22 protein-coding genes are annotated in these 23,367 nt (G+C 56.6%); 11 read left to right on the forward strand and 11 right to left on the reverse strand.

What is annotated here, in order from left to right:
- Window positions 1-136 precede the first annotated feature (136 nt).
- The 6 genes from ABLV75_RS22820 (at window position 137) to ABLV75_RS22845 (ending at window position 6,708) form a co-directional block, all read left to right on the forward strand.
- On the forward strand, window positions 137-898 hold the full coding sequence (locus ABLV75_RS22820) for a CDP-diacylglycerol diphosphatase (RefSeq protein ID WP_004106963.1): 762 nt from the start codon (window positions 137-139) through the stop codon (window positions 896-898).
- 266 nt (window positions 899-1,164) lie between these two features.
- Complete coding sequence (locus ABLV75_RS22825; protein ID WP_004106959.1) at window positions 1,165-2,499, forward strand: MFS transporter; 1,335 nt, start codon at window positions 1,165-1,167, stop codon at window positions 2,497-2,499.
- A gap of 10 nt (window positions 2,500-2,509) precedes the next feature.
- On the forward strand, window positions 2,510-3,469 hold the full coding sequence (locus ABLV75_RS22830) for an aminoimidazole riboside kinase (protein WP_265777004.1): 960 nt from the start codon (window positions 2,510-2,512) through the stop codon (window positions 3,467-3,469).
- Between the two features lie 9 nt (window positions 3,470-3,478).
- Window positions 3,479-4,519, forward strand: coding sequence for an ADP-ribosylglycohydrolase family protein (locus ABLV75_RS22835; protein ID WP_004106952.1), 1,041 nt, complete (start codon window positions 3,479-3,481; stop codon window positions 4,517-4,519).
- A gap of 62 nt (window positions 4,520-4,581) precedes the next feature.
- Entirely contained in the window at window positions 4,582-5,304 is a 723-nt protein-coding gene (locus tag ABLV75_RS22840) for a GntR family transcriptional regulator (RefSeq protein WP_004106944.1), read from the forward strand.
- A gap of 99 nt (window positions 5,305-5,403) precedes the next feature.
- A complete protein-coding gene (locus ABLV75_RS22845; protein ID WP_004116479.1) occupies window positions 5,404-6,708 on the forward strand; it encodes an SLC13 family permease in 1,305 nt (434 codons plus the stop codon).
- 105 nt (window positions 6,709-6,813) lie between these two features.
- On the opposite strand, the gene tpiA is transcribed toward ABLV75_RS22845, so the two are convergent.
- Both tpiA and ABLV75_RS22855 read right to left on the reverse strand, forming a co-directional pair.
- Window positions 6,814-7,581: a triose-phosphate isomerase gene (gene tpiA, locus ABLV75_RS22850; RefSeq protein ID WP_004106939.1), complete on the reverse strand. Its 768-nt coding sequence runs from the start codon at window positions 7,579-7,581 to the stop codon at window positions 6,814-6,816.
- Between the two features lie 108 nt (window positions 7,582-7,689).
- On the reverse strand, window positions 7,690-8,289 hold the full coding sequence (locus tag ABLV75_RS22855; RefSeq protein WP_049127701.1) for a DUF1454 family protein: 600 nt from the start codon (window positions 8,287-8,289) through the stop codon (window positions 7,690-7,692).
- Between the two features lie 112 nt (window positions 8,290-8,401).
- Here ABLV75_RS22855 and ABLV75_RS22860 point away from each other — a divergent pair, with 112 nt between their 5' ends.
- Window positions 8,402-8,830, forward strand: coding sequence for a DUF805 domain-containing protein (locus tag ABLV75_RS22860; protein WP_004106933.1), 429 nt, complete (start codon window positions 8,402-8,404; stop codon window positions 8,828-8,830).
- On the opposite strand, the gene fpr is transcribed toward ABLV75_RS22860, so the two are convergent.
- The 7 genes from fpr to gmk form a co-directional block, all read right to left on the reverse strand.
- Complete coding sequence (fpr, locus tag ABLV75_RS22865) at window positions 8,831-9,577, reverse strand: ferredoxin--NADP(+) reductase (protein ID WP_004106932.1); 747 nt, start codon at window positions 9,575-9,577, stop codon at window positions 8,831-8,833.
- Window positions 9,578-9,672: 95 nt separating this feature from the next.
- The gene (gene glpX / locus ABLV75_RS22870) at window positions 9,673-10,683 is read right to left on the reverse strand and encodes a class II fructose-bisphosphatase (RefSeq protein WP_016809637.1); all 1,011 of its coding nucleotides are present in this window, start codon (window positions 10,681-10,683) and stop codon (window positions 9,673-9,675) included.
- A 54-nt stretch (window positions 10,684-10,737) separates the two neighbouring features.
- Window positions 10,738-12,819, reverse strand: a complete 2,082-nt coding sequence (gene recG, locus ABLV75_RS22875) for an ATP-dependent DNA helicase RecG (RefSeq protein ID WP_265777005.1) — start codon at window positions 12,817-12,819, stop codon at window positions 10,738-10,740.
- 5 nt (window positions 12,820-12,824) lie between these two features.
- A complete protein-coding gene (gene trmH / locus ABLV75_RS22880; protein ID WP_004106929.1) occupies window positions 12,825-13,514 on the reverse strand; it encodes a tRNA (guanosine(18)-2'-O)-methyltransferase TrmH in 690 nt (229 codons plus the stop codon).
- Window positions 13,515-13,677: 163 nt separating this feature from the next.
- Window positions 13,678-15,798, reverse strand: a complete 2,121-nt coding sequence (gene spoT / locus ABLV75_RS22885) for a bifunctional GTP diphosphokinase/guanosine-3',5'-bis pyrophosphate 3'-pyrophosphohydrolase (RefSeq protein WP_004106928.1) — start codon at window positions 15,796-15,798, stop codon at window positions 13,678-13,680.
- Between the two features lie 18 nt (window positions 15,799-15,816).
- On the reverse strand, window positions 15,817-16,092 hold the full coding sequence (gene rpoZ, locus ABLV75_RS22890) for a DNA-directed RNA polymerase subunit omega (RefSeq protein ID WP_004106927.1): 276 nt from the start codon (window positions 16,090-16,092) through the stop codon (window positions 15,817-15,819).
- Window positions 16,093-16,146: 54 nt separating this feature from the next.
- Window positions 16,147-16,770 carry a guanylate kinase gene (gene gmk, locus ABLV75_RS22895; protein WP_004106926.1) on the reverse strand — a complete coding sequence of 208 codons (624 nt, stop codon included), beginning with the start codon at window positions 16,768-16,770 and terminating at the stop codon, window positions 16,147-16,149.
- A 257-nt stretch (window positions 16,771-17,027) separates the two neighbouring features.
- Here gmk and ligB point away from each other — a divergent pair, with 257 nt between their 5' ends.
- Window positions 17,028-18,704: an NAD-dependent DNA ligase LigB gene (ligB, locus tag ABLV75_RS22900; RefSeq protein WP_004106925.1), complete on the forward strand. Its 1,677-nt coding sequence runs from the start codon at window positions 17,028-17,030 to the stop codon at window positions 18,702-18,704.
- Window positions 18,705-18,709: 5 nt separating this feature from the next.
- Here ligB and ABLV75_RS22905 read toward each other — a convergent pair whose 3' ends face one another.
- Entirely contained in the window at window positions 18,710-19,327 is a 618-nt protein-coding gene (locus ABLV75_RS22905) for a trimeric intracellular cation channel family protein (RefSeq protein WP_004106924.1), read from the reverse strand.
- Window positions 19,328-19,602: 275 nt separating this feature from the next.
- On the opposite strand from ABLV75_RS22905, the gene ABLV75_RS22910 reads away from it, so the two are divergent.
- Window positions 19,603-20,862 carry a chloride channel protein gene (locus ABLV75_RS22910; RefSeq protein WP_004106923.1) on the forward strand — a complete coding sequence of 420 codons (1,260 nt, stop codon included), beginning with the start codon at window positions 19,603-19,605 and terminating at the stop codon, window positions 20,860-20,862.
- A 73-nt stretch (window positions 20,863-20,935) separates the two neighbouring features.
- Here ABLV75_RS22910 and ABLV75_RS22915 read toward each other — a convergent pair whose 3' ends face one another.
- The gene (locus ABLV75_RS22915; RefSeq protein WP_004106922.1) at window positions 20,936-21,799 is read right to left on the reverse strand and encodes a YicC/YloC family endoribonuclease; all 864 of its coding nucleotides are present in this window, start codon (window positions 21,797-21,799) and stop codon (window positions 20,936-20,938) included.
- A 123-nt stretch (window positions 21,800-21,922) separates the two neighbouring features.
- Here ABLV75_RS22915 and rph point away from each other — a divergent pair, with 123 nt between their 5' ends.
- A complete protein-coding gene (gene rph, locus ABLV75_RS22920; protein ID WP_004106921.1) occupies window positions 21,923-22,639 on the forward strand; it encodes a ribonuclease PH in 717 nt (238 codons plus the stop codon).
- Window positions 22,640-22,704: 65 nt separating this feature from the next.
- Entirely contained in the window at window positions 22,705-23,346 is a 642-nt protein-coding gene (pyrE, locus tag ABLV75_RS22925; RefSeq protein ID WP_004106918.1) for an orotate phosphoribosyltransferase, read from the forward strand.
- Window positions 23,347-23,367 lie beyond the last annotated feature (21 nt).

The following is a 23,367-nucleotide window of genomic DNA, read 5'->3' on the forward strand; positions in this document are numbered from 1 at the left end:
CGGGGCAGAGTAGTCTGGTAGCCCGCTCAGGCGCGTTAAGCACCGCTTCCGGCAAAACTCACCGTACCTCCTCCCGTTTTCATTTGGTCATCAAACTGCGTTACTCTTCCGTTTCTGGCTGAGACAGGAAAAAATAATGCGAAGAGTACGACACCTTTTTTTAGCGCTGGTGGTAGTGGTTGTGGCGGCGATGGCTGGCGGCTACTACTGGCTTCATTCCGGCAACCGTGACGCGTTGCGTCACATTGTTCTGCAACAGTGCGTCCCTCATCAACAGCAGAATCACAATCCCGCGCCCTGCGCGGAAGTGAACCTGAAGGGCGGCTATGTCCTGTTTAAGGACCGCAATGGCCCGCTGCAGTATTTGCTGATGCCAACCTACCGTATTAACGGCACTGAAAGCCCGCTGCTGCTTGAACCGCTGACGCCGAACTTCTTCTGGCAGGCCTGGCAGGGACGCGAAATCATGAGCCAGCACCGTGGCTCTGCCGTACCGGATGAGGCGGTCTCGCTGGCCATCAACTCGCGCAGCGGACGCACGCAGAATCATTTCCATATTCATATCTCCTGCCTGCGACCTGATGTGCGCCATCAGCTGGATAGCCAGGCTGCCGCTATCAGCAGCCGCTGGTTACCGCTGCCCGGTGGGCTCATGGGCCATGAATATCTGGCGCGCCGCGTAACCGAAACCGAACTGGCGCAGCGCAGTCCGTTCCTGATGCTGGCTGAAGAGGTGCCGGAAGCGAGAGAACATATGGGCCGTTTCGCGCTGGCGATGGCGAAGCAGAGCGACGGCTCGCTGCTGCTGCTGGCAACCGAGCGTAACCTGCTGACGCTGAATCGCGCATCGGCAGAAGAGGTTCAGGACCATAGCTGCGCCATTCTCGCATCCCGTTAATTTTCTTTACGTTCCCGCCATTCATTATCTCCTTGATTCTTATCCCGGTTTAACGCCGGGGTAGGATCGGGTGCATAAAAATATGTGAAACCGATCAAAAGATATAAAGGTATACCTTTATATCTTTTTGAGGATGGTTACACTCTCTTCATAGCCTCCATTGCGTGTCGGACAGGCGGCTTATTTATAAAAACGTTTTTATTTCATGTAGTGACATCATTAATTGTTTCCTCTATTTGCGCGGCTAAGCGTAAAGGAATATCAACATGAAACTTTCTATCGTGGAAAAACTCGGCTTCGGCGCAGGAGATATGGCGATAAACGTTGTGATCATCGCCATGCAGCTGCTTCTCGCCTATTTTTATACCGATATCTACGGCCTGAGCGCCGCTGATGTTGGCGTACTTTTCGTGGTTGTGCGGATGATCGATGCCATTATCGATCCGGCCATGGGCGTTCTTACCGATAAGCTGAATACGCGCTGGGGACGCTATCGCCCGTGGCTGCTGTGGTTTGCCATCCCTTTTGGCTTCGCCGTTTATTTAATGTTTATCACGCCTGATATGGTTTATATGGCTAAGCTGGCGTGGGCCTATGGCACCTATATTCTGATGACCCTGGTCTATACCGCTATCACTATTCCCTATATCTCGATGATTGGCGTGATTACCAGCGATCCCGTGGAACGGCTAAGCGCAAACGGCTATCGCTTTGTGATGACCAAAATTGCCGCTTTTCTGGTGACTATTGTCGTCCCGATGCTTGCCGTCTGGCTTGGGCAGGGCAACAAGGCCCTGGGTTACCAGTTTTCTATGGGGCTAATGGGCGCGATGGGGGCCCTGCTGTTTATCTTCTGTTTTCTCACCACTCGTGAACGTAGCGAGCCGGAAATTACTTCGCTATCGGTAGGGAAGCAGTTTAAGTATCTGTTACGTAACGATCAGTGGATTATTCTTGGGGTTGTTATTTTATTGCTGATGTGCGGTTACGTTATTCGCGGTTCCGTCGCGGCCTATTATGCCAAGTATTATCTTAATGGCGGCGATAGCCTGATTTCACCTTTTCTGACTACCGGTGTTGTCGCCTCTATTCTGGCGATGATCGCCACCACCTGGATAACTAAATTCTGGGATAAAATTAAAATGTTCCGCTACACCCAGGTTATTACCTTTGTACTAAGCGCGCTGATGTATTTCTTCGTTGGGCGTGAAAATCTTATCCTGGCATTTACGTTCTATTTTCTTATTAATTTCTTCTGCGATATGCAAATGCCGGTGTTCTGGTCCTCTATCGCCGAAGCGGTGGATTATGGCGAAAAGAAAACCGGGCTGCGGGTATCCGGCCTCGCGTTTGGCGGCATCCTCTTCTTCCAGAAGTTTGGTATGGGGATCGCGGGGGGCGTACTGGGATTTCTGCTGAGCCACTTTGGCTATCAGGCCGACGTTGAACAGAGCGCGCGTTCGCTCACCGGTATTGCGCTGATGATGACGCTCATTCCGGCCCTTTTCCATCTTGCGGTTGGGCTGCTTATGAAAAAGTATCTGATTAATAACGAATATTATCGTGATATTCAGCTAGCCCTTGCGCAAAAACAGGCATAAGGAGGCGTAAATGAATGCCATGAATAAGGTTTGGGCGATCGGCGACGCCTCCGTAGACCTCGTACCGGTAAAACAGAACAGCTACCTGAAATGTCCCGGAGGCGCTTCGGCGAACGTGGGGGTCTGCGTTGCCAGGCTGGGCGGAACGTGCGGTTTTATCGGCTGCCTTGGCGACGATGACGCCGGGCGTTTCCTGCGCCAGGTTTTTCAGGATAACGGCGTCGATGTCTCTTCGCTGCGGCTGGATGCGAGCCTGACCAGCGCGGTACTGATCGTCAATCTGACGGCTGACGGCGAGCGCAGCTTTACCTATCTGGTACATCCGGGGGCTGATACCTTCGTTTCACCTCAGGATCTGCCGACGTTCAGAAAATACGAATGGTTTTACTTTAGCTCCATTGGTCTCACCGACAGCCCCGCTCGCGAGGCATGCCTTGAGGGCGCGCGAAGAATGCGGGAGGCCGGCGGCTACGTTCTGTTTGATGTCAACTTGCGCAGCAAGATGTGGCGCAATGCCGCTGAGATCCCTGACCTGATCGCCCGCTCCGCTGCGCTGGCGTCTATCTGCAAAGTCTCGGCAGATGAGCTGTGTCAGCTGAGCGGCGCCAGCCACTGGCAGGATGCGCGGTATTACATGCGCGATCTGGGCTGCGAGACCACCATCATTTCGTTGGGGGCCGAAGGGGCGTTGCTCATCACCGCCGAGGGAGAGTTCCTTTTTCCTGCCCCGCGCGTGGAGGTCGTCGATACCACCGGAGCCGGCGATGCCTTTGTTGGCGGCCTGCTGTTCACGCTTTCCCGCGAAAACCACTGGAATCATGCCCTGCTGGCGGAGGCGATCAGCAATGCCAACGCCTGCGGAGCGATGGCGGTGACGGCAAAAGGGGCAATGACTGCTCTGCCGTTTCCCGACCAGCTCAATACTTTTCTGTCCAGCCGTTCGCTGGCACAAGCCATGACCGTGAAATAAGGAGTCATCATGCACGTTGATCAAAACAAAATACTGGGATGCCTGGTGGGTGCCGCCGCCGCGGACGCGATGGGCGCGGCGACGGAAGTACGGACTCAGCAGCAAATTAAGGACTATTTCGGCGGCTGGGTGACGACCTTTCAAAAACCGCCAGCGGATACGTTTGGCCGCTGTAACGAAGCGGGTATGTGCACGGATGATTTTATTCAGGCGAAATACATTATGGACGCGCTGCTGCGCCACCAGCGCCAGGTCAGCGATGAGGCGATGCGCGAAGCCTTTCAGCAGTGGCTGGATTACCCTTACTACGCCAACTTTACCGGCCCGACAACGCGTGCGGCAATGAAAGCGATATTCAATGACCATCGTGCCTCTTTGCAGGGTGATCTTGAAGGCGAAAAGCAGTCGGTACAGATTATTAATAAGGGAAACGCGGAAGCCACCAACGGCGCCGCCATGAAGATTTGGCCTGCGGCGGTACTGCATCCGGGAGATATTGATGCGGCGATTCACTGCGCGCTGCAGATTTGCCGCTTTACGCATAATAACGTGCTGGCGATGTCCGGCGCAGCGGCGATGGCGGCGGCAACCAGCGAAGCGTTACGATCGCAGACCAATGCGGACACCATTATTGCCGCCGGTATTTATGGCGCGCAAAGAGGCTATCTGCTGGCGCAGGATCAAGGGGCGATGATGGTGGCAGGCCCATCCGTTGCCCGACGCATCGAACTGGCCGTGGCTATCGGTCAACGGCATCGTCATTGGGAAACGGCGGTGGTGGAACTTGCCGATATTATTGGTTCCGGGCTGCACGTCAGTGAAGCCGTACCGGCGGCCTTTGGCCTGTTCGCGTGTTGTCCGAATTCTGCCGTAGATGCTATTATCTCCGGCGTTAATATCGGCAATGATACTGATACTGTCGCTACCATGGTTGGAGCGATTTCCGGCGCATTCCATGGCGTGGAGGCTTTTCCCGCCGATTATTTAACGACCGTGGATCGTATGAATCATTTCGATTTGGCACAACTGGCCAGGCAAATCGCAGGGTAGCGAATTCACCCTGCCGGGGACGGTAAAACGTCCCCTGCTGGCGAAGACGTGAGGTGCGCAGTTTGCAGGTTGATAAAACGAGCTTTACTCCGCTTTATAAGCAACTATTTTTTATCATCTGTCAGCAGATTCAGAATGGGTCCTTGCCGTTAGGCAGCCAGCTGCCGACGCAAAAAGAGGTTGCCAGAGCCTATAACGTCTCGCTCATCGTGGTTAAACAGGCCTGGAGCGAATTAATCAATGCGGGCATTATTTCGTCCCAGCGCGGAAGCGGATCGGTAGTGTGCTCTGTGCCGGAGGGAGTAAGCTACGGCCACACGTTTCGCGGCATTACCAGCGATCTTCAGGATGCCAGCGTCGAGATAGAGAACCGTATTCTTGAGATCGCGCCGCGTCGCGCGCGTGACGCTCAGGCAGATGGTTTGAGCCTGCCCGCCCATCATCATTATCTCTATATCTCGCGTATTCGTTGCCTGAACAATCGCCCGTTTAACCATGAAAAGATCTATCTCGATCTTAGCTTCTTTCCCAATCTGCAGCTCACGCCAGAGGCGCTGGAACATACGTCGCTTTATTCGCTATTAAACGTCACCAGTGACTCGGCGACTGAAAAGGTGGAGGCGATCTTACCTTCCGCCGACCTGTGCGAAAAGCTGCAGATTGCGGCGAATAAACCACTATTATCTGTCGCCAGACAGACGTTTCAGGCCGGGCATAACAGCCCTTTCGAATATTGCCGCTATTACGTGCTGTCGGAATACTTTGGCGAAATTCATTATCACTAATCTGCCCGCACCAGAGTTGTCATAACCCCCACTATATCTGGCGTTTACCTGCCCTGTTGTCCGTCGTATTCTTGCTGAAAAAACCGACAGGAGACAGGTATGTCGCTCTGGTTGTCCCATCCTCTGTTCCTTCCTTCAATTATCGTTGGCCTCACTATCCTGCTTTGGGCGACATCGCTCCTGCCGGAGTTTATGACCGCGCTGCTGTTTTTTGCCGCAGCGATGATCGCTAAAATCGCGCCGCCGGAGGTGATTTTCGGCGGCTTCGCGTCGTCGGCATTCTGGCTGGTGTTCAGCGGCTTTGTGCTGGGGATCGCTATCCGCAAAACCGGGCTGGCGGACAGGGCGGCACGGGCGCTTTCGTCGCGTCTGACGGATTCCTGGCCGCTGATGGTCGGCAGCGTGGTGCTGCTCAGCTATGCGCTGGCGTTTGTGATGCCGTCCAATATGGGGCGCATCGCGCTGCTGATGCCGATTGTGGCGGCAATGGCCAGGCGTGCCGGTATTGAAGAGGGAACGCGCCCCTGGTTTGGCCTGGCGCTGGCGGTGGGGTTCGGTACCTTCCAGCTGTCTGCCACTATCCTGCCCGCCAACGTCCCGAATCTGGTGATGAGCGGCGCGGCGGAGGGATCGTACGGTATCCATCTGAATTATCTGCCCTATTTACTGCTGCATACGCCGGTGCTCGGCTGGCTCAAGGGGGCGGCGCTGATCGTGCTGATATGCTGGCTGTTCCCGGGGAAACCGCACCCGCCGCGCGATCTGTCGCCGCTGCCGCCGATGAGCCGCGATGAGAAGCGCCTTGCCTGGCTGCTGGTCGTGGTGCTGACGCTCTGGGTTACGGAGAGCTGGCACGGCATAGGGCCAGCCTGGACGGGGTTGGCGGCGGCGGTGATAACGCTGCTGCCGCGAGTCGGTTTTATCAGCGGCGAGGAGTTTTCCAGCGGCGTGAACATCCGCACCTGTATTTACGTCGCCGGAATTTTGGGGCTGGCAATCACCGTGACCCAGACCGGGATCGGCGGTGTGGTGGGGAATGCCCTGCTGCAGATTATGCCGCTGGATAAAGAGAGCCCGTTTACCAGCTTTCTCGCGCTGACCGGTATTACCAGCGCGCTAAACTTTATTATGACCGCGAACGGCGTACCGGCGCTGTATACCACTTTCGCACAGAGCTTCTCCGATGCGACCGGCTTCCCGCTGCTGAGCGTGATTATGATTCAGGTGCTGGGATACTCCACGCCGCTGTTGCCGTATCAGGCGTCACCGATTGTAGTGGCGATGGGGCTAGGGAAAGTACCTGCACGGGCGGGAATGCTGCTGTGTATTGCGCTGGCGGCGGTGAGCTATTTAATTCTGCTGCCGCTGGACTATCTGTGGTATCAGGCGTTGGGCAAACTGTAGCCTGTTTCGTTCGGGGATTTTCCCGGAGGCGGCGCTGCGCACCTGTCCGGGCTACCAGGCACTCCCCGGTTGCGAAGCGCGACCGGGGAGTGCCTGTAAAGCGAATTACGCTTTTTTCGCGGCTTCTGCTGCTTTAACGATTACCGCGAAAGCGTCCGCTTTCAGGGATGCGCCGCCAACCAGCGCGCCGTCGATGTCCGGCTGGGTGAACAGTTCTGCTGCGTTGCCCGCGTTAACGGAACCGCCGTACTGGATAATGACTTGTTCAGCCACTTTCGCATCGGCTTTCGCAATGTGATCGCGGATGAATTTGTGTACTGCCTGAGCCTGAGCCGGGGTAGCGGATTTGCCGGTACCGATCGCCCATACCGGTTCGTAAGCGATAACCGCGCCTTCGAACGCCGCCGCGCCCTGGGTTTTCAGAACGGCGTCGATCTGACGTGCGCACACTTCTTCGGTTTTGCCCGCTTCGTTTTCCGCTTCGGTTTCACCGATGCACAGTACCGGGATCAGGCCCTGCTCTTTCAGTACCGCGAATTTCTTAGCGATAAACTCGTCGGACTCTTTGTGGTAGGTACGACGCTCGGAGTGGCCGATGATGATGTATTCAGCGCCGATGTCTTTCAGCATTTCGGCAGAGGTTTCGCCGGTGAATGCGCCGGACAGGTTCAGATCAACGTTCTGCGCGCCCAGGTGAATGTGGCTGCCGGCAGCGGCTTGTTTAGCCAGGTCGATGTACATCTCAGGCGGAGCAATGGCAACTGCACAGCCGGTAACGCCTGCCAGTTCGGTACGCAGGTTCGCGACCAGTTCGTTTACCATGTGGCGGCTGCCGTTCAGTTTCCAGTTACCCATCACTAAAGGATGTCGCATTTTTATTCTCCACGCTTTAAAGCGAATTAAGGAATATAGCCGCCCCCGCGGGCAGCATGGTCTGTGAAACAGTATAGAGATTCATCACTGGAAAGGCTTTGCTTTTTGTCATTTATTGTTGTTTTCCAGCGTTTCAGATAGCGCCAGCTTAATCGGTTCAACAGCGAAGGTCAGCCCCTTTTCGCCGTTGTCCGCCACCACATAGCGTACTGCGCCTTCGGTTTCCGAAAAGTACCGTTTGCCTTTTCCGGCGGCCAGCAGCTTTTGTAGCTTCTGTTGGCTCTGCGCCTGGCTGAGCGTCGGCACGAACGCGCGCATGACGGCGCTCATATATTCGAGGGCCCGGGCTTTCGCCGCTTTCTGCTGCGGCCCCTGAATCGGCAGCCAGGTTATCTGCATCGATTTAATTTTAAGCGTACCGCGCTCAAGCGCGGTCGAGGCATAAAGATTGTCGTTGATCCTGGTGGCGGCGCGGGTCAAATTCGCCTGGTCTTTACTGGAGGCGACGGCGCGAAACTCATTGAGCAAAAGCCTCGGGTTATCGGTATTGAATTTTTCCCGAAACGCGCTGATGGAGATATCAAACACCGGCGCGCCGGAGAGAAGATAGGGCGCCGTAGCGGCGGAGTCAGGCTCGGCGGACAACGCATTTTGGCCGACGGATAGCGCCGTCAGCCCAATTAAATATAAAGTTGCCCACTTCTTCATGCCCATCTTTCCTTTTTTTGTCTGCCGACGATTAAAACGAGAACCGTCACGCTTGTCAAAAAGTCACGCCTTCAGGGTAAACTACGTCGGTGATGATGATAAGGAATAAAACATGACCCTACAGCAGTGGCTATTCTCAATTAAAGGGCGGATTGGACGTCGCGACTTCTGGATCTGGATTGCTATCTGGATTGCGACCATGAGCGCGCTGTTCACGCTGGCTGGCAGCAACCTACTCAACTTACAGACCGCGGCGTTTATTCTGGTATGCCTGCTGTGGCCGACGGCGGCGGTGACCATTAAACGTCTGCACGACCGGGGGAAATCCGGCCTCTGGGCGCTGCTGATGATTCTGGCGTGGATGCTGCTGGCGGGTAACTGGTCGATGCTGCCGGGCGTCTGGCAGTGGGGCGTCGGGCGGTTTATACCGACGCTGATTATCGTGATGATGCTTATCGACCTGGGGGCGTTTGTCGGCACCCAGGGGGCAAATAAGTTTGGCAAAGAGACGCTGGACGTGCGCTGGAAAGCGGAGCCCTGATTACCAGTAGTGTTCGGCGGTCATATGACCCGGTCGGCGGCGCAGATGCTTGCTCATCTGCCGGGTCTCTTTCAGCAGCTGCTGAGTGTCGCGCACCATCTGCGGGTTACCGCACAGCATGACGTGGCTACTCTCGGCGTTCATTGGCAGGCCAACGGCCTCTTCCAGCGCGCCGGTTTCAATCAGGAACGGGATACGTCCCGTGAGCATGCCCGGCGCGGTTTCCCGACTGACGACCGACTGGATGCGCAGCTTGCCCGCATAGCGAGCTTCCAGCGCCTGCATCTGCGGCAGATAGCTGAGATCCGCGGCATAGCGCGCGGCGTGCACCAGTACGAGATTTTTAAAACGATCCAGGTCCTTCCCTTCTTCGAGAATTGACAGATACGGGCCAATCGCCGTGCCGGTGGCGAGCATCCACAGGGTGTCGCAATCCGGCACCTCTTCGAGCACGAAGAAGCCGGCCGCTTCGCTGACCACCTGCACTTCATCGCCCGGCTTCAGCGCCGCCAGCCGTGGGCTAAGTTTGCCTTCCGGAACCGTTACCAGGTAGAACTCAAGATCGGGATTACTGGGGGCATTGACGTAGGAATAGGCGCGCTGCACGCGTTCACCGTCGACATCCAGCCCCAGTTTGGCAAACTGCCCTGCGGTAAACGGTTCAACCGGTGCGTGAACGATGAGGCTAAACAGTGCATCCGTCCAGTTTTGAACTTTTACGACTTTGCCTGTAACCCAGTTTGCCATAGCGTCTCTCCTCTCAATCCTGTTAGCGTATCTTCACCGCGACGAGAGCAGAATTCCAGCCCGAAAAGGCTGGAAAGCTCTATTGATCAAATGTTTTACAGGATGTGTAGCTGGATATCCGGGTCTTTGCGATCGAGATAATGAATCGACTGAATTCGGCGGATAGTGCGGGATTTACCGCGGATCAGTAGGGTTTCGGTGGTGGCCATATTACCTTTACGGGTAATACCGTCCAGCAGATCGCCTTTGGTGATGCCCGTCGCTGAGAAAACGACGTTGTCGCTGCGCGCCATATCGTCCAGACGCAGCACTTTGCCTGCTTCGATGCCCATGGCCTGACAGCGTGCCAGCTCGTTCTCGCCGATGCGGCGGTTCTCTTCACTGTCGCCCTTAACGTGGTGGCGCGCCAGCAGACGACCGTGCATATCGCCGTCCAGCGCGCGGATCACCGCCGCTGAAACGACCCCTTCCGGGGCACCGCCGATACCGTACATAACGTCAACTTCGCTATCCGGCATGCAGGTCAGAATAGAGGCGGCAACGTCGCCGTCGGGAATAGCGAATACGCGCACGCCCAGTTTTTGCAGCTCAACGATGACCTCGTCATGGCGCGGCTTGGCTAAGATGGTAACGGTTAATTCACTTAGCGGCTTATTCAGCGCGCGGGCGATGTTTTGCAAGTTTTCCGCCAGCGGCAGGTTCAGATCGATGGTGCCTTTCGCGCCCGGACCGACAATCAGCTTTTCCATGTACATATCCGGCGCGTTCAGGAAACAGCCTTTATCGCCTACCGCCATCACCGCCAGCGCGTTGGCCTGGCCCATCGCCGTCATGCGGGTGCCTTCAATGGGATCGACGGCGATGTCTACCGCATCACCGTTGCCGGTACCGACGCGTTCGCCTATATACAGCATCGGCGCTTCGTCGATTTCGCCTTCGCCAATCACGATAGTACCGTCGATGTTGATCAGGTTGAGCATAATGCGCATGGCGTTGACGGCGGCGCCGTCGGCGGTGTTTTTATCACCACGGCCTAACCATTTATAGCCTGCCAGCGCGGCGGCTTCGGTGACGCGCGAAAATTCGATGGCCAGTTCTCGTTTCATAATCCACTCATCTGAATAAAAAATTATGCGCAGCGTGGCGGGATGACGTGCACGCTACGCGTTGGAATAGCGTTCGGTTTCCGGCATCCAGCGCTCGATAAGCGCCTGGGCCTGCTGAGGATATCTTTCGTGTATATGACGGGCGATGCGCTGAACTTCGGGGATCATGGCCTGATCGCGCATTAAATCTGCGACTTTGAATTCAGCGTTGCCGGTCTGGCGCGTGCCGAGCAGCTCGCCGGGACCGCGAATTTCCAGGTCTTTCTGGGCAATGACGAAGCCGTCGTTGCTATCGCGCAGAACCTGCAGGCGCTTCTGCGCGGTTTTAGAAAGCGGCGATTTATAGAGCAGCACGCAGTGTGAGGCCACCGCACCGCGCCCGACGCGCCCTCTGAGCTGGTGCAGCTGAGCCAGCCCCAGACGCTCAGGGTTTTCGATGATCATCAGGCTGGAATTAGGCACGTCCACGCCGACCTCAATTACCGTGGTGGCGACCAGTAGATGCAGCTCGCCCTGCTTGAACGCGCTCATGACTGCCTGTTTATCGGCAGATTTCATGCGTCCGTGCACCAGGCCGATATTCAGCTCCGGCAGCGCAAGCTTCAGCTCTTCCCAGGTGGCTTCCGCCGCCTGGGCCTCCAGCAGATCCGACTCTTCAATCAGCGTACAAACCCAGTAGGCCTGGCGACCCTCGTGAGTACAGGCGTTCCGTACCCGGTCGATAATATCGCTGCGGCGGGTATCCGGGATGGCTACCGTCGTAACCGGCGTACGGCCCGGCGGCAGTTCATCGATGACCGAGGTGTCGAGATCGGCATAAGCGGTCATCGCCAGGGTCCGCGGAATCGGCGTCGCGGTCATAATCAGCTGGTGCGGGTGAAAGCCCTGCTGTTGGCCTTTCTCCCATAGCGCCAGCCGCTGATGGACGCCGAAACGATGCTGTTCGTCGATAATCACCAACGCGAGGCCGTTAAACTGGACCTGTTCCTGAAAGATGGCGTGGGTACCGACCACCATCTGCACCTGTCCGCTGGCGATAGCCTCCTGCTGCGCCAGGCGCGCTTTGCCTTTTTGTTTGCCCGCCAGCCAGCCTACTTCAACGCCCAGCGGTTCAAACCAGCTGCGGAAGTTATTGGCATGCTGCTCAGCCAGCAGTTCTGTCGGCGCCATCAGCGCCACCTGCTTGCCGTGCGCGATGGCGCGCAGGGCGGCCAGCGCGGCAACCAGGGTTTTACCGGAGCCAACATCCCCCTGCACCAGACGCATCATTGGCACGTCCAGCGCCATATCGCGCTCAATTTCAGCCGTGACGCGCGCCTGCGCGCCGGTCGGCGTAAAGGGGAGAGAGGCCAGCAGCTTGTCTTTTAGCGTGTCGTTAGCGCTGAGCGAGAGAGCGTGGTAGCGCTGAGCGCCTGCCCGCAGCGCCAGCATGCTGAGGTTATGCGCCAGCAGCTCTTCCAGGATTAAGCGTCGCTGAGCCGGATGTTTGCCGCTTTCCAGCTCGCTAAGCTGTAAAGAGGGCGGCGGGCGATGCAGCGTGCGCAAGGCGTCAGGCAGGCTCATCATCCCCTGCGCCAGCTCCGGCGGCAGCAGCTCGGCGATAGCGCAGGTTTCAAGCAGCTCCAGCGCCTGGTCGGTGAGCTTACGCAGCGTAGCCTGCTTGATGCCTTCGGTGGTGGGATAAACCGGGGTCAGCGTTTCCTGTAAATCAGGGGTACTCATATCACCCTGAACCCGATATTCCGGGTGGATCATCTCCGCCCCGTGCTTACCGCGCTTCGCCTCTCCGTAGGCCAGCACGCGACGCCCGGTTGCCAGGCTATTTTTCATCGCTGCGCTGAAGTTAAAAAAGCGCATGGTGAGGATGCCGGAGCCGTCGCTTATCTGGCAGGTCATCATCCGGCGGCCGCCGAAAGTGATATTGCAGTTAAGAACTTCGCCTTCAACGGTGGCGTAAACGCCGGGCAGCAGTTCACCGATTTGATACAGATGGGTGCGGTCTTCGTAGCGTAGCGGCAGGTGCAGAAGCAGATCCTGCACCGTGTGCAGGCCGATTTTCGCCAGTCGGCTGCTCTGTGCCGCGCCAACGCCGGTTAGGGTATTAAGGGGGACGGCATCTAACAGGCGACCTTGCATCGTTTTTATCCTGCAGCCTGCATAGTGGCCCACCACGTGGCATCGGCTTCGACTTCGCCCAGCTCGTTGACGTGGGGGTAGGGTAGACCTTTACGTTTTGCGACCTTCGCCAGCACCGGATAGCCGCCTTCAAACAGCAGACGCTGCTGGTCTTCTTTCGGCAGCATGCTGTTGTCGCGCAGATACATGCCGGCGTTCTGCCGCTGGCGCTGGGCTTCATACAGAATAAGCGCCGAGGCGACGGAAACGTTCAGCGACTGCACCATGCCAATCATCGGAATAATGATGTCCTGATCCGCCAGGTCCAGCGCTTCCTGAGTAATGCCGGTTTTCTCCTGGCCCATCAGGATACAGGTGGGGCGGGTATAGTCGATTTCACGAAAATCAACGGCGTTATCAGAGAGATGGGTTGCCAGAATCTGCATGCCCTGGCCTTTTAAATGCGTGACGGCATCGCCAATAGTACGATGGGTTTTCACCTGCACCCAGCTATTGCTGCCTGCGGCTGCGGAGGCCATGGTACGCATACGGCTACCGGGCCAGATGGCGTGCACTTCATGCACGCCAACGGCGTCTGCGGTACGAATAATCGCAGAGACGTTATGAGGCTTATGGACCTGCTCCATGCAGACCGTCAGGTCAGGCTGACGCCTGGCGAGCATCTCGCAGATACGCGCATAACGCTGTAAATTCATTACACTTCATCCTTCGAATGACTCTTTAATCGCTGCGGATTACTCGGCCCATCCCTGGGCCTCGCCCCTTACGGAGCCGCTGTAAGCAGCGTTCAAATCTGCTCCTGGCAGATTTGTCATTCGCTTGCCGCCTTGATGCAATTCGAATGATTTTGTGTCAGAGCTAATTTCGGTTACGGGTGACTTTTATCACATCCGGCATGACGCGAATTTTGCGCATAATATTCGCCAGATGCACGCGGTCGCGCGCGGTGAGGCGAATAAAGGCGCTGTAAACGCGGCCATCTTTCTCTTCCGTATTCAGGCTTTGAATATTGGAAGAGGCGGTGTTGATTGCGGCGGTAAGATTCGCCAGGGCACCCTGATGGTTGAACATATCCACCTTAATTTCGGTGATAAATTCCTGCGCCGTCTCTTTGTCCCACTCAACCGCCATAAATTTCTCCGGCTCTTTCTGGTAGCCGCGAATGTTACGACAGGACTCGTGGTGAATAACCAGGCCTTTGCCCGGGCTGACGTGCGCAATAATCGGGTCGCCGGGAATCGGACGGCAGCACTTGGCAAAGGTGATCAGCACGCCATCCGCGCCTTTAATCGGCAGATGGTTATGGCCGACAGGCGCCGGCTGTACAGGCACGGCTGTGGTTTCACCCTGCTGCAGGTTTTTTGCTACGACGACGCTCATGGCGTTACCGAGGCCAATTTCGGCCAGCAGATCGTCAAGCGTTGCCAGCTTCATACGGTCAAGTTCGCGCTGAATGTTCTCTGGCGGAATTTCGGCCAGCTTGCGGCTGCCGCCGAGCGCGTGATTAAGCAGGCGTCGCCCGAGGCTAACGGAATCGTCGCGCTTGAGGTTTTTCAGCAGTTGGCGAATTTTGGCGCGCGCTTTGGAGCTGACGACAAAGTTTAGCCACGCGGCGTTCGGACGAGCGCCCGGCGCGGTGATGATCTCCACCGTCTGGCCGCTGGAGAGCGACTGCGACAGGGGATATGGCTGGCGGTCGACGCGCGCGCCGACGCAGGCATGGCCGATATCGGTATGCACCGCGTAGGCGAAGTCCACCGGCGTCGCGCCAGCGGGCAGTTCGACGATGCGCCCTTCCGGGGTGAAAACGTAAATCTCATCCGGGAACAGATCGGATTTCACGCTCTCAATAAATTCAAATGAGCTACCGGCGCTCTGCTGGAGCTCCAGCAGGCTCTGCATCCAGCGCTGAGCGCGGATTTGCGCCGTGGTACTGCTTTCGCCGCCGTGCTCTTTATAAGCCCAGTGCGCCGCAACCCCCATTTCCGCCATCTGGTCCATGTCTTCGGTACGAATTTGTACCTCAACCGGGACGCCGTGCGGGCCGATCATCGAGGTGTGCAAAGATTGATAGCCGTTCGCCTTTGGAATGGCAATGTAGTCTTTGACGCGGCCTGGACGCGGCTTGTAAAGGCTGTGCATCTGGCCTAGCACGCGATAGCAGGTGTCAGAATCATGGACAATCACGCGGAAGGCGTAGATATCCATAATCGAGTGAAAACGCTGCTCTTTGAGCACCATCTTGCAGTAGATGGAGTACAAATGCTTTTCGCGACCGCTAACGCGACAGGGTATTCCCGCTTCCTGCAAACGCCCTTCGATTTCGGAGAGGATTTTTTGAATCATCTCTTTACGGTTGCCGCGCGCTGCTTTAACTACCTCTTTAATAACGCGGTAGCGGTTAGGATACAGCGCCTCAAAGCCCAGCTCTTCGAGCTCGGTTTTGATGTGGTGAATACCTAAACGGTGCGCCAGAGGGCTGTAGATTTCCAGCGTTTCGCGGGCGATGCGGCGGCGCTTATCCGGGCGCAATGAGCCCAGCGTGCGCATGTTGTGGGTGCGGTCAGCAAGCTTGATAAGGATGACGCGAATATCCTGCACCATCGCCATAATCATTTTGCGAAAGTTTTCGGCCTGAGCCTCTTTCTTGTCGCGAAACTTTAGCTTATCAAGTTTTGACACCCCCTCTACCAGTTCTGCAACGCTTTTGCCAAAAAGCTGCTCCATATCCTGATAGGTGGCGGGGGTATCTTCTATCACGTCGTGCAGCAGGGCAGCCATCAGCGTTTCATGGTCGAGCTTCATCTCGGCCAGGATACAGGCTACCGCTACCGGGTGCGTGATATAGGGTTCACCGCTTGAACGTGTCTGGCCCTCGTGAGCGTCACGTGCAACGAGATAAGCCTGCCGAAGGCGTTTGATTTGCTCTTCGGGCAGGTAGTTTTGAATCAGCTGATTCAGGCTTTCAAACAGATACAAGGGCGACCCGCTGTGTGATTAACGACGACCTTCAGCAATAGCGGTAACGGCTTGTAATTCAGCGGCTTCCTGCTCTTGCTGTTCCTGGCGCTCGCGAACGTCGAGGATCTTGTTGTTGATCAGACCTTCTTCGATTTCGCGCAGTGCGATAACGGTAGTTTTATCGTTTTCTTCCGGTACCAGCGGATCCTTTCCGCCTACCTGCATCTGACGAGCGCGACGCGCGGCGACCAGTACCAGGTCAAAACGGTTACCAATTTTCTCTACAGCGTCCTGAACAGTTACGCGTGCCATACTTAAAATGCTCCACAGGTGAAGAAATGACTGGGCATGATACTGAATGTGGGTTCAGTCTGCCAACAGTTTGGTGATTAAAGCGCCATGTCGCTGCTTTTGGCGGCTCATGCGCAGACGTTCGGCGCGAATAATAATTTTCAGATCGCTCAGCGCGGTATCAAAATCATCATTCACAATCAGGTAATCATATTCCGCGTAATGGCTCATTTCTGCAACTGCCTGTGCCATACGTTTCGCGATAACCTCTTCGCTATCCTGACCGCGGCCGCGCAGGCGACGATCAAGCTCATCTTTTGACGGCGGCAGAATAAAAATGCTGCGTGCGCCGGGCATTCTGTTGCGGATTTGCTGTGCGCCCTGCCAGTCGATATCAAGGAAGACGTCGACGCCGGTCGCCAGTACCTGCTCGATAGCTTCGCGCGAGGTGCCGTAATAGTTGCCAAAGACTTCTGCATGTTCAAGAAAAGCGTCTTCGCCAATCATCGTCCTGAATTCGTCGTGATTGACAAAGAAATAGTGTTCACCGTGCACTTCACCCGGGCGCGGAGCGCGTGTGGTATGCGAAACAGAAACCTGAGAGTCGTACAACGGTTGGGTTTTTAATAAAGCCTGAATCAGGCTGGATTTACCCGCGCCGCTAGGGGCGGAAACAATATAAAGCGTGCCTTGAGCCATGAGTGTCTTTTGTATGTGATGGTCGAAATAGAGCTTACATACGAGCCTATTATACACGCCGCCGCTGCGTGACGCAGTCCCTGTCACACTTTTTGCATTTTTTCTTTCATTTTGCTTGCCGTTTCCCTGATTTCTCCGGGCATTGCAGAAACAACATAGAAAACCTGGACGTCTGCTCGCAGCCTTAAAAATCCCCTATCGCCGATGAAAATACGCCTGCGGCACAATTCCCGGCGAATAAACAGGAGGGCATCGCGATGCAAAAAGGAATCCAGGCGCTGGTGCTGTGGATGCTGGTGGGATACGCGCAGGCAGCCTGCCCCGCGTGGCCGCAGGCGAGGGCCGAACAGGAAATGGAACGCCTCAGCCAGCAGATAACGGAATGGAAAAACGCCTACTGGCAGCAGGGGAATAGTGCGGTAAGCGATGAAGTCTATGACCAGCTGGCGGAGCGGCTGGCGTTCTGGCGGCGCTGCTTCACCGGCGAGGCTCCCGCTCACGATGCTCTTCCGCCGCTGAGGGGGGATGTCAGGCATCCGGTCGCGCACACCGGCGTGCGTAAACTGCCGGACCGCGCTGCGGTGGCGCGCTGGATGCGCGGTCAATCCGGCCTGTGGGTACAGCCTAAAGTCGATGGCGTCGCAGTGACTCTGGTCTATCGACAGGGGCGCCTGGTGCAGGCAATAAGCCGGGGGAATGGTCTGGCCGGAGAAGACTGGACGGCCAGGGTTTTACAGATCCCCTCCGTGCCTAAAGTCTCTGACGGTGCACTGGCCAATAGCGTTCTGCAGGGAGAACTGTTCCTGCTTCGCGCGGGGCATGTGCAAAAGCAGATGGGGGGCATGAACGCGCGCGCAAAGGTGGCCGGCATGATGATGCGCCAGCAGGCTGCGGCGGAACTTAATCAACTGGGCATCTTTATCTGGGCATGGCCCGATGGTCCGCAGGAGATGCAACAGCGGCTGGCGCTGCTGCGGCAGGGCGGCTTTGTTTACAGCGCGCGCTTTTCGCATCCTGTCGCGAATGCGCAGCAGGTGGAACAGTGGCGCCAGCGTTGGTTTACTTCGCCACTGCCTTTTGCCAGCGATGGCGTAGTGGTGCGGCGGGGAAAAGAGTCAGCCGGGCGCTTCTGGGTACCGGGACAGGGTGATTGGGTTATCGCCTGGAAATATCCTCCTGCCTCACGGGTTATGGAGGTTCGCGGTATCAGCTTCAGCATCGGGCGTAGCGGTAAAATAGCGGTGGTGGCGCATCTGGAGCCGCAGCTGCTGGACGATAAGCGCGTGCAGCGGGTGAACGTCGGCTCGGTATCCCGCTGGTCCACTCTGGATATCGGTATTGGCGATCAGCTGCAAATCAGCCTTGCCGGGCAGGGAATTCCGCGCATCGATTCGGTCGTCTGGCGCACGGCGCAGCGTAATAAACCCCAGCCGCCGGCAGCACGGTACAATGCCTTAACCTGCTATTTCGCCACGCCAGAGTGCGCGGAGCAGTTTCTCTCGCGGCTGGTCTGGCTCTCATCCCGCTCGATTCTCAACATTGACGGCGCGGGAGAGACGCTGTGGCGGACACTGCACGATGCCCGCGGCATGGAGCATCTCTTTTCATGGCTGGCTTTTACGCCGGAACAGCTGCAAGCCATACCAGGTATCTCCGCGCAGCGCGGGCAGCGGCTGTGGCATCAGTTCAATCTTGCGCGCGAACGGCCTTTTCTACGCTGGATCCAGGCGATGGGAGTGCCCATACCGAAGACGGCTTTTGTCAGACTGGAGGAGGACAGCTGGCGGCAGATGCAGGATCGAAACGAAGAGCAGTGGCAACGGCTGCCGGGCGTCGGGGCTGAAAGGGCGCGGCAGTTGGTGACGTTCTTACATCACCCGGATGTTGCCGCGCTGGCGAAGTGGCTGAGCGGGCAACGCATTCCGGGGTTCTGAAAGTATTAATGCGCGCTGTGGTTGTAGTTAAATACCGGCAGGCCCAGCTTCCAGCGCAGCGCCAGCATACGAGCAGTAAAGCCGAACAGCAGGGTGGAAATGACGACTACATCGTGACTGCTGACGTAATGCTGAAGCGCGATATATAAAATCGCGGCGGCGAACGATACTCCGGCGTACAGCTCTTTCTGGAACACCAGCGGGATACGCTTGCAGAACATATCACGCAGCACGCCGCCAAAAACGCCGGTGATGACCGCGGCAATGGAGGCGATTACCGGGCCTTGGCCCATATCCAGCGCGATCTGGGCGCCAATAATTGAGAACACCACCAGGCCGAGCGCATCAAGTACCAGAAACAGACGGCGCAGGTGCGGCATGACCGGCGCGGCAATCGTGGTGAGGACCGCAGCAACGGCAACAATAATGACGTACTCGGGGTGTTGTACCCAGCCAAGCGGATAGTGACCAAGCAGAATATCGCGCACCGAACCGCCTCCGAGGGCGGTCGCTGTCGCAATGATAATCACGCCAAACGTATCCATACGGCGGCGCCCGGCAGCCAGCGCGCCGGTCATGGCTTCCGCCGTGATCCCAATCAGATAAAGAATATGAAGCAGCATAAATCCCCCACGATGATGGCGGAAGGTTAACGATTTGTGCTCAGTATCACGACTGAGATTTTCTAAAGCATTCGCATTTAACCAGATTAAACTAATGCGAGATGTGCTTATATTGGCTTTATTTAATGGTTATTTAATTGCTGTTTCTTCATCCATTGATTAGAAAAAATAATGACTAAACCTTTTATGCGCATCTATATTGAAAGCAGTATGAATACTTAATGTTTAACTCTGGACCTTTATCCTTTTAGTTTCCTCCTTCAAGGTCTGAGAAAATGACTGCCGCCGCTGACAATAAAAACTATCTCATCCGCCTGCTTGCCGTTGTGCTGACGGGGATACTGGCCGGCCTGTCAGGCATGGTTCTGGCGCTGATTTTACACGCGATTCAGCACCAGGCTTTTGGCTACAGCCACGGCCAGCTCGTTGGCTCAGAGTCATTTTTACAGGGCGTCACGGATTCGTCCTGGCCGCGTCGGATCATGGCAATCGTCGCCGGCGGTGCAGTCGCCGGGTTCGGCTGGTGGCTGCTTGGGCGATATGGGCAGAAGCGGGTTTCAATTGCGTCAGCGGTGGCCAATCCTTCCGTGCCAATGCCTGCGGGTACCACCACGATTCATGCCCTGTTGCAGATCGTCACCGTGGCGCTGGGCTCACCCCTTGGTCGCGAAGTCGCGCCGCGGGAAATGGGCGCGCTGGGGGCAGGGATGGTGGCGCGTAAGCTGGGTCTGCTGGAAGATGAAAGCCGAACGCTGATTGCCTGCGGCGCAGGTGCGGGTCTGGCGGCGGTGTATAACGTCCCGCTGGCCGGCGCGTTATTCAGCCTTGAGGTGATGCTGCTGTCGTTTAGCTGGGAAAAAACGCTGGCGGCTATCATCACATCGGCGATTGCCGCGTGGACGGCCACCCTCGGATTAGGCGATGAGTCGCAATACCATTTTACTTCCGACATCCTGCCGCATTCATTTCTCTGGTGGGCGATTATCTCTGGCCCCATTCTCGGCGCCGGGGCCTGGCTCTTTCGCAAAGCGACCAGTACCGCTCGTTCGCACGTCCAAAGCAACTGGCAGATGCCGGTTTTCTGTCTGCTGGCATTTTCTCTGCTTGCCGCCCTCAGCCTCTATTTCCCCCAGCTTCCGGGAAACGGTAAAGGACCTATGCAGCTGGCTCTCAGCGATGCACTGGGTTTCCCCGGGGCGGCGATGCTGCTGGTGCTGAAGATGGTGGTGATTCTGGCGGTGCTGCGCGGCGGTGCGGAAGGCGGCCTGCTGACGCCGGGGCTGGCGGTAGGCGGCTTGGCCAGCCTGCTGCTGTGTATGCTCTGGCAACAGCTGCTTCCCGGCGGCGATTACGGCAGTTTTGCGCTGGTTGGCGCGGCGGCGTTTCTCGCCGCATCCATGCAGATGCCGATAACGGCGGTGGCGCTGGTGATGGAATTCACCCATATGGATCACAGCTATCTGGCCCCCACGCTGCTGTGCGCGGCAGGGGCATTTTTAACCTGCCGGATATTGGATAAGAACGATTCCTTCTGAAACGCAGCGAAAATAAAAGGCCATGATTTACCATGACCTTTTGTTCAAAAACGATTTGCGGGGCGAGTCATCGTTACTCGATGTTTTGGATCTGCTCGCGCATTTGTTCGATTAGCACTTTCAGTTCAATGGCGGAGTTCGTCACTTCGGCATTAATCGATTTAGACGCCAGCGTGTTCGACTCGCGGTTGAACTCCTGCATCATAAAGTCGAGGCGGCGACCGACCGCTTCTTTCTTCTTCAGGATATTCCACGTCTCTTTCACATGCGCTTCCAGGCGATCCAGCTCCTCGGCAACGTCAATACGCTGCGCCATCAGCACCAGCTCCTGCTCAAGGCGGTTATTTTCCAGCTGCACTTCGGCGTCTTCCAGTTTGGAAACCAGACGCTCGCGCTGCCACTGTAGAATTTCCGGCATGTGGGCGCGTACTTTAGCCACTTCGGCGGTGACCCCGTCCAGGCGCTGCTCAATAAGCGCTTTCAACGCCTGGCCTTCGGTTTCACGGGCGACGATAAAGTCGTCCAGCGCGCCGTTCAACGCGCCCAGGATTTCGGCGGCAATGGCGTCCAGATCCTGCTCATGAGCCGACATTACGCCGGGCCAGCGCAGAATATCCACCGGATTAATTTCGCCCTCGTCGCTCTGCATTTTTACCCAGTTGGCGGCATTAACCAGCTGCTTTGCCAGCTTTTCGTTGAGAATCAGCTCGCCCTGTGCGCTCGGGTCCTGCTCAAAACGCAGGGTGCATTCGACTTTACCGCGGGTCAGACGGGAGCGAATACGTTCACGCACCACGGGCTCCAGGCTACGGAACTGCTCCGGCAGGCGGAAGTAAGTTTCCAGATATCGTTGGTTTACCGAGCGCAGTTCCCACGCGGCGCTACCCCATTCACCCTTGATTTCACGCCGGGCGTAGGCGGTCATACTGCGGATCATAGACGTTCCTGTTTTTAAAGGAGAGTGGGGTGGATTATAGCTTTCGCGACCTTATCAGGATAGGAATAAGCGCGCATTATCCGTATAATGCGCAGCCACATTCGTTTCAAGCCGGAGAACATCATGCGTCCAGCAGGCCGTAGCGCTAATCAAGTGCGTCCAGTAACCCTGACCCGTAACTACACAAAACACGCAGAAGGCTCCGTGCTGGTCGAATTTGGTGACACGAAAGTATTGTGCACCGCTTCTATTGATGAAGGCGTGCCGCGCTTTCTGAAAGGCCAGGGGCAGGGATGGATCACTGCCGAATACGGCATGCTGCCGCGTTCTACCCACACGCGTAACGCGCGTGAAGCCGCCAAAGGTAAACAGGGCGGCCGCACCATGGAAATCCAGCGCCTGATCGCGCGTGCGCTGCGCGCGGCAGTTGACCTGAAAGCGCTGGGCGAATTCACCATTACTCTGGACTGCGACGTGCTGCAGGCCGACGGCGGCACCCGTACCGCATCGATTACCGGAGCCTGCGTGGCGCTGGCGGATGCGCTGAATAAGCTGGTTGCGGCCGGTAAGCTGAAAACTAACCCGATGAAAGGAATGGTGGCGGCAGTCTCCGTAGGGATCGTGAATGGCGAAGCGATTTGCGATCTGGAATACGTTGAGGATTCCGCGGCGGAAACCGATATGAATGTGGTGATGACCGAAGATGGTCGCATCATTGAGGTGCAGGGTACGGCAGAAGGCGAACCGTTCACCCATGAAGAGCTCCTTACCCTGCTGGCATTGGCCCGAGGGGGCATCGAATCCATTGTCACGACGCAGAAGGCGGCGTTGCAAAACTAGTTTTTAAGGCGACTGAGAAGTCGCCTTTTTTTTGTCCGTAGAAAAGTAAGATGAGGAGCGAATCCATGAAACCGTATCAGCGCCAGTTTATTGAGTTTGCGCTTAACAAGCAGGTACTTAAGTTTGGCGAGTTTACGCTGAAATCCGGGCGCAAGAGTCCCTATTTCTTCAACGCCGGCCTGTTTAATACCGGGCGCGATCTGGCACTGTTAGGCCGTTTTTATGCCGAAGCGCTGGTGGATTCCGGGATTGATTTTGACCTGCTGTTTGGCCCGGCCTACAAAGGCATCCCTATCGCCACTACCACGGCGGTCGCGCTGGCGGAACATCATGACCGCGATCTGCCTTACTGCTTTAACCGCAAAGAGGCAAAGACCCACGGCGAAGGTGGAAATCTGGTGGGGAGCGCGCTGCAGGGCCGCGTGATGCTGGTAGATGATGTTATCACCGCAGGCACCGCGATTCGGGAATCGATGGAAATTATTCAGGCCAACGGCGCCGAGTTAGCCGGCGTACTGATCTCTCTGGATCGTCAGGAACGCGGACGCGGCGAAATCTCAGCGATTCAGGAAGTTGAGCGCGACTACAGCTGTAAAGTGATTTCCATCGTGACGCTGAAAGACCTGATCAGCTATCTGGAAGAGAAGCCGGAAATGGCTGAACATCTGGCAGCCGTTCGCGCCTATCGCGAAGCGTACGGGGTGTAAATATCAGCCCGGCCGGCAACG

It is taken from the genome of Klebsiella sp. CN_Kp066, from assembly GCF_040065135.1.
Taxonomy (GTDB): domain Bacteria; phylum Pseudomonadota; class Gammaproteobacteria; order Enterobacterales; family Enterobacteriaceae; genus Klebsiella; species Klebsiella oxytoca.

Excerpts from the sequence above, each read along its gene's own strand:
- tpiA (WP_004106939.1), bottom strand. The coding sequence starts at position 7,581 with ATGCGACATCCTTTAGTGATGGGTAACTGGAAACTGAACGGCAGCCGC.
- ABLV75_RS22915 (WP_004106922.1), bottom strand. The coding sequence starts at position 21,799 with ATGATCCGCAGTATGACCGCCTACGCCCGGCGTGAAATCAAGGGTGAA.
- fpr (WP_004106932.1), bottom strand. The coding sequence starts at position 9,577 with ATGGCAAACTGGGTTACAGGCAAAGTCGTAAAAGTTCAAAACTGGACG.
- ABLV75_RS22845 (WP_004116479.1), top strand. The coding sequence starts at position 5,404 with ATGTCGCTCTGGTTGTCCCATCCTCTGTTCCTTCCTTCAATTATCGTT.
- ABLV75_RS22830 (WP_265777004.1), top strand. The coding sequence starts at position 2,510 with ATGAATGCCATGAATAAGGTTTGGGCGATCGGCGACGCCTCCGTAGAC.
- rpoZ (WP_004106927.1), bottom strand. The coding sequence starts at position 16,092 with ATGGCACGCGTAACTGTTCAGGACGCTGTAGAGAAAATTGGTAACCGT.
- ABLV75_RS22905 (WP_004106924.1), bottom strand. The coding sequence starts at position 19,327 with ATGCTGCTTCATATTCTTTATCTGATTGGGATCACGGCGGAAGCCATG.
- trmH (WP_004106929.1), bottom strand. The coding sequence starts at position 13,514 with ATGAATTTACAGCGTTATGCGCGTATCTGCGAGATGCTCGCCAGGCGT.
- recG (WP_265777005.1), bottom strand. The coding sequence starts at position 12,819 with ATGCAAGGTCGCCTGTTAGATGCCGTCCCCCTTAATACCCTAACCGGC.
- ligB (WP_004106925.1), top strand. The coding sequence starts at position 17,028 with ATGCAAAAAGGAATCCAGGCGCTGGTGCTGTGGATGCTGGTGGGATAC.
- gmk (WP_004106926.1), bottom strand. The coding sequence starts at position 16,770 with ATGGCTCAAGGCACGCTTTATATTGTTTCCGCCCCTAGCGGCGCGGGT.
- glpX (WP_016809637.1), bottom strand. The coding sequence starts at position 10,683 with ATGAAACGAGAACTGGCCATCGAATTTTCGCGCGTCACCGAAGCCGCC.
- rph (WP_004106921.1), top strand. The coding sequence starts at position 21,923 with ATGCGTCCAGCAGGCCGTAGCGCTAATCAAGTGCGTCCAGTAACCCTG.
- pyrE (WP_004106918.1), top strand. The coding sequence starts at position 22,705 with ATGAAACCGTATCAGCGCCAGTTTATTGAGTTTGCGCTTAACAAGCAG.
- ABLV75_RS22835 (WP_004106952.1), top strand. The coding sequence starts at position 3,479 with ATGCACGTTGATCAAAACAAAATACTGGGATGCCTGGTGGGTGCCGCC.
- ABLV75_RS22855 (WP_049127701.1), bottom strand. The coding sequence starts at position 8,289 with ATGAAGAAGTGGGCAACTTTATATTTAATTGGGCTGACGGCGCTATCC.
- ABLV75_RS22910 (WP_004106923.1), top strand. The coding sequence starts at position 19,603 with ATGACTGCCGCCGCTGACAATAAAAACTATCTCATCCGCCTGCTTGCC.
- ABLV75_RS22860 (WP_004106933.1), top strand. The coding sequence starts at position 8,402 with ATGACCCTACAGCAGTGGCTATTCTCAATTAAAGGGCGGATTGGACGT.
- ABLV75_RS22820 (WP_004106963.1), top strand. The coding sequence starts at position 137 with ATGCGAAGAGTACGACACCTTTTTTTAGCGCTGGTGGTAGTGGTTGTG.
- ABLV75_RS22825 (WP_004106959.1), top strand. The coding sequence starts at position 1,165 with ATGAAACTTTCTATCGTGGAAAAACTCGGCTTCGGCGCAGGAGATATG.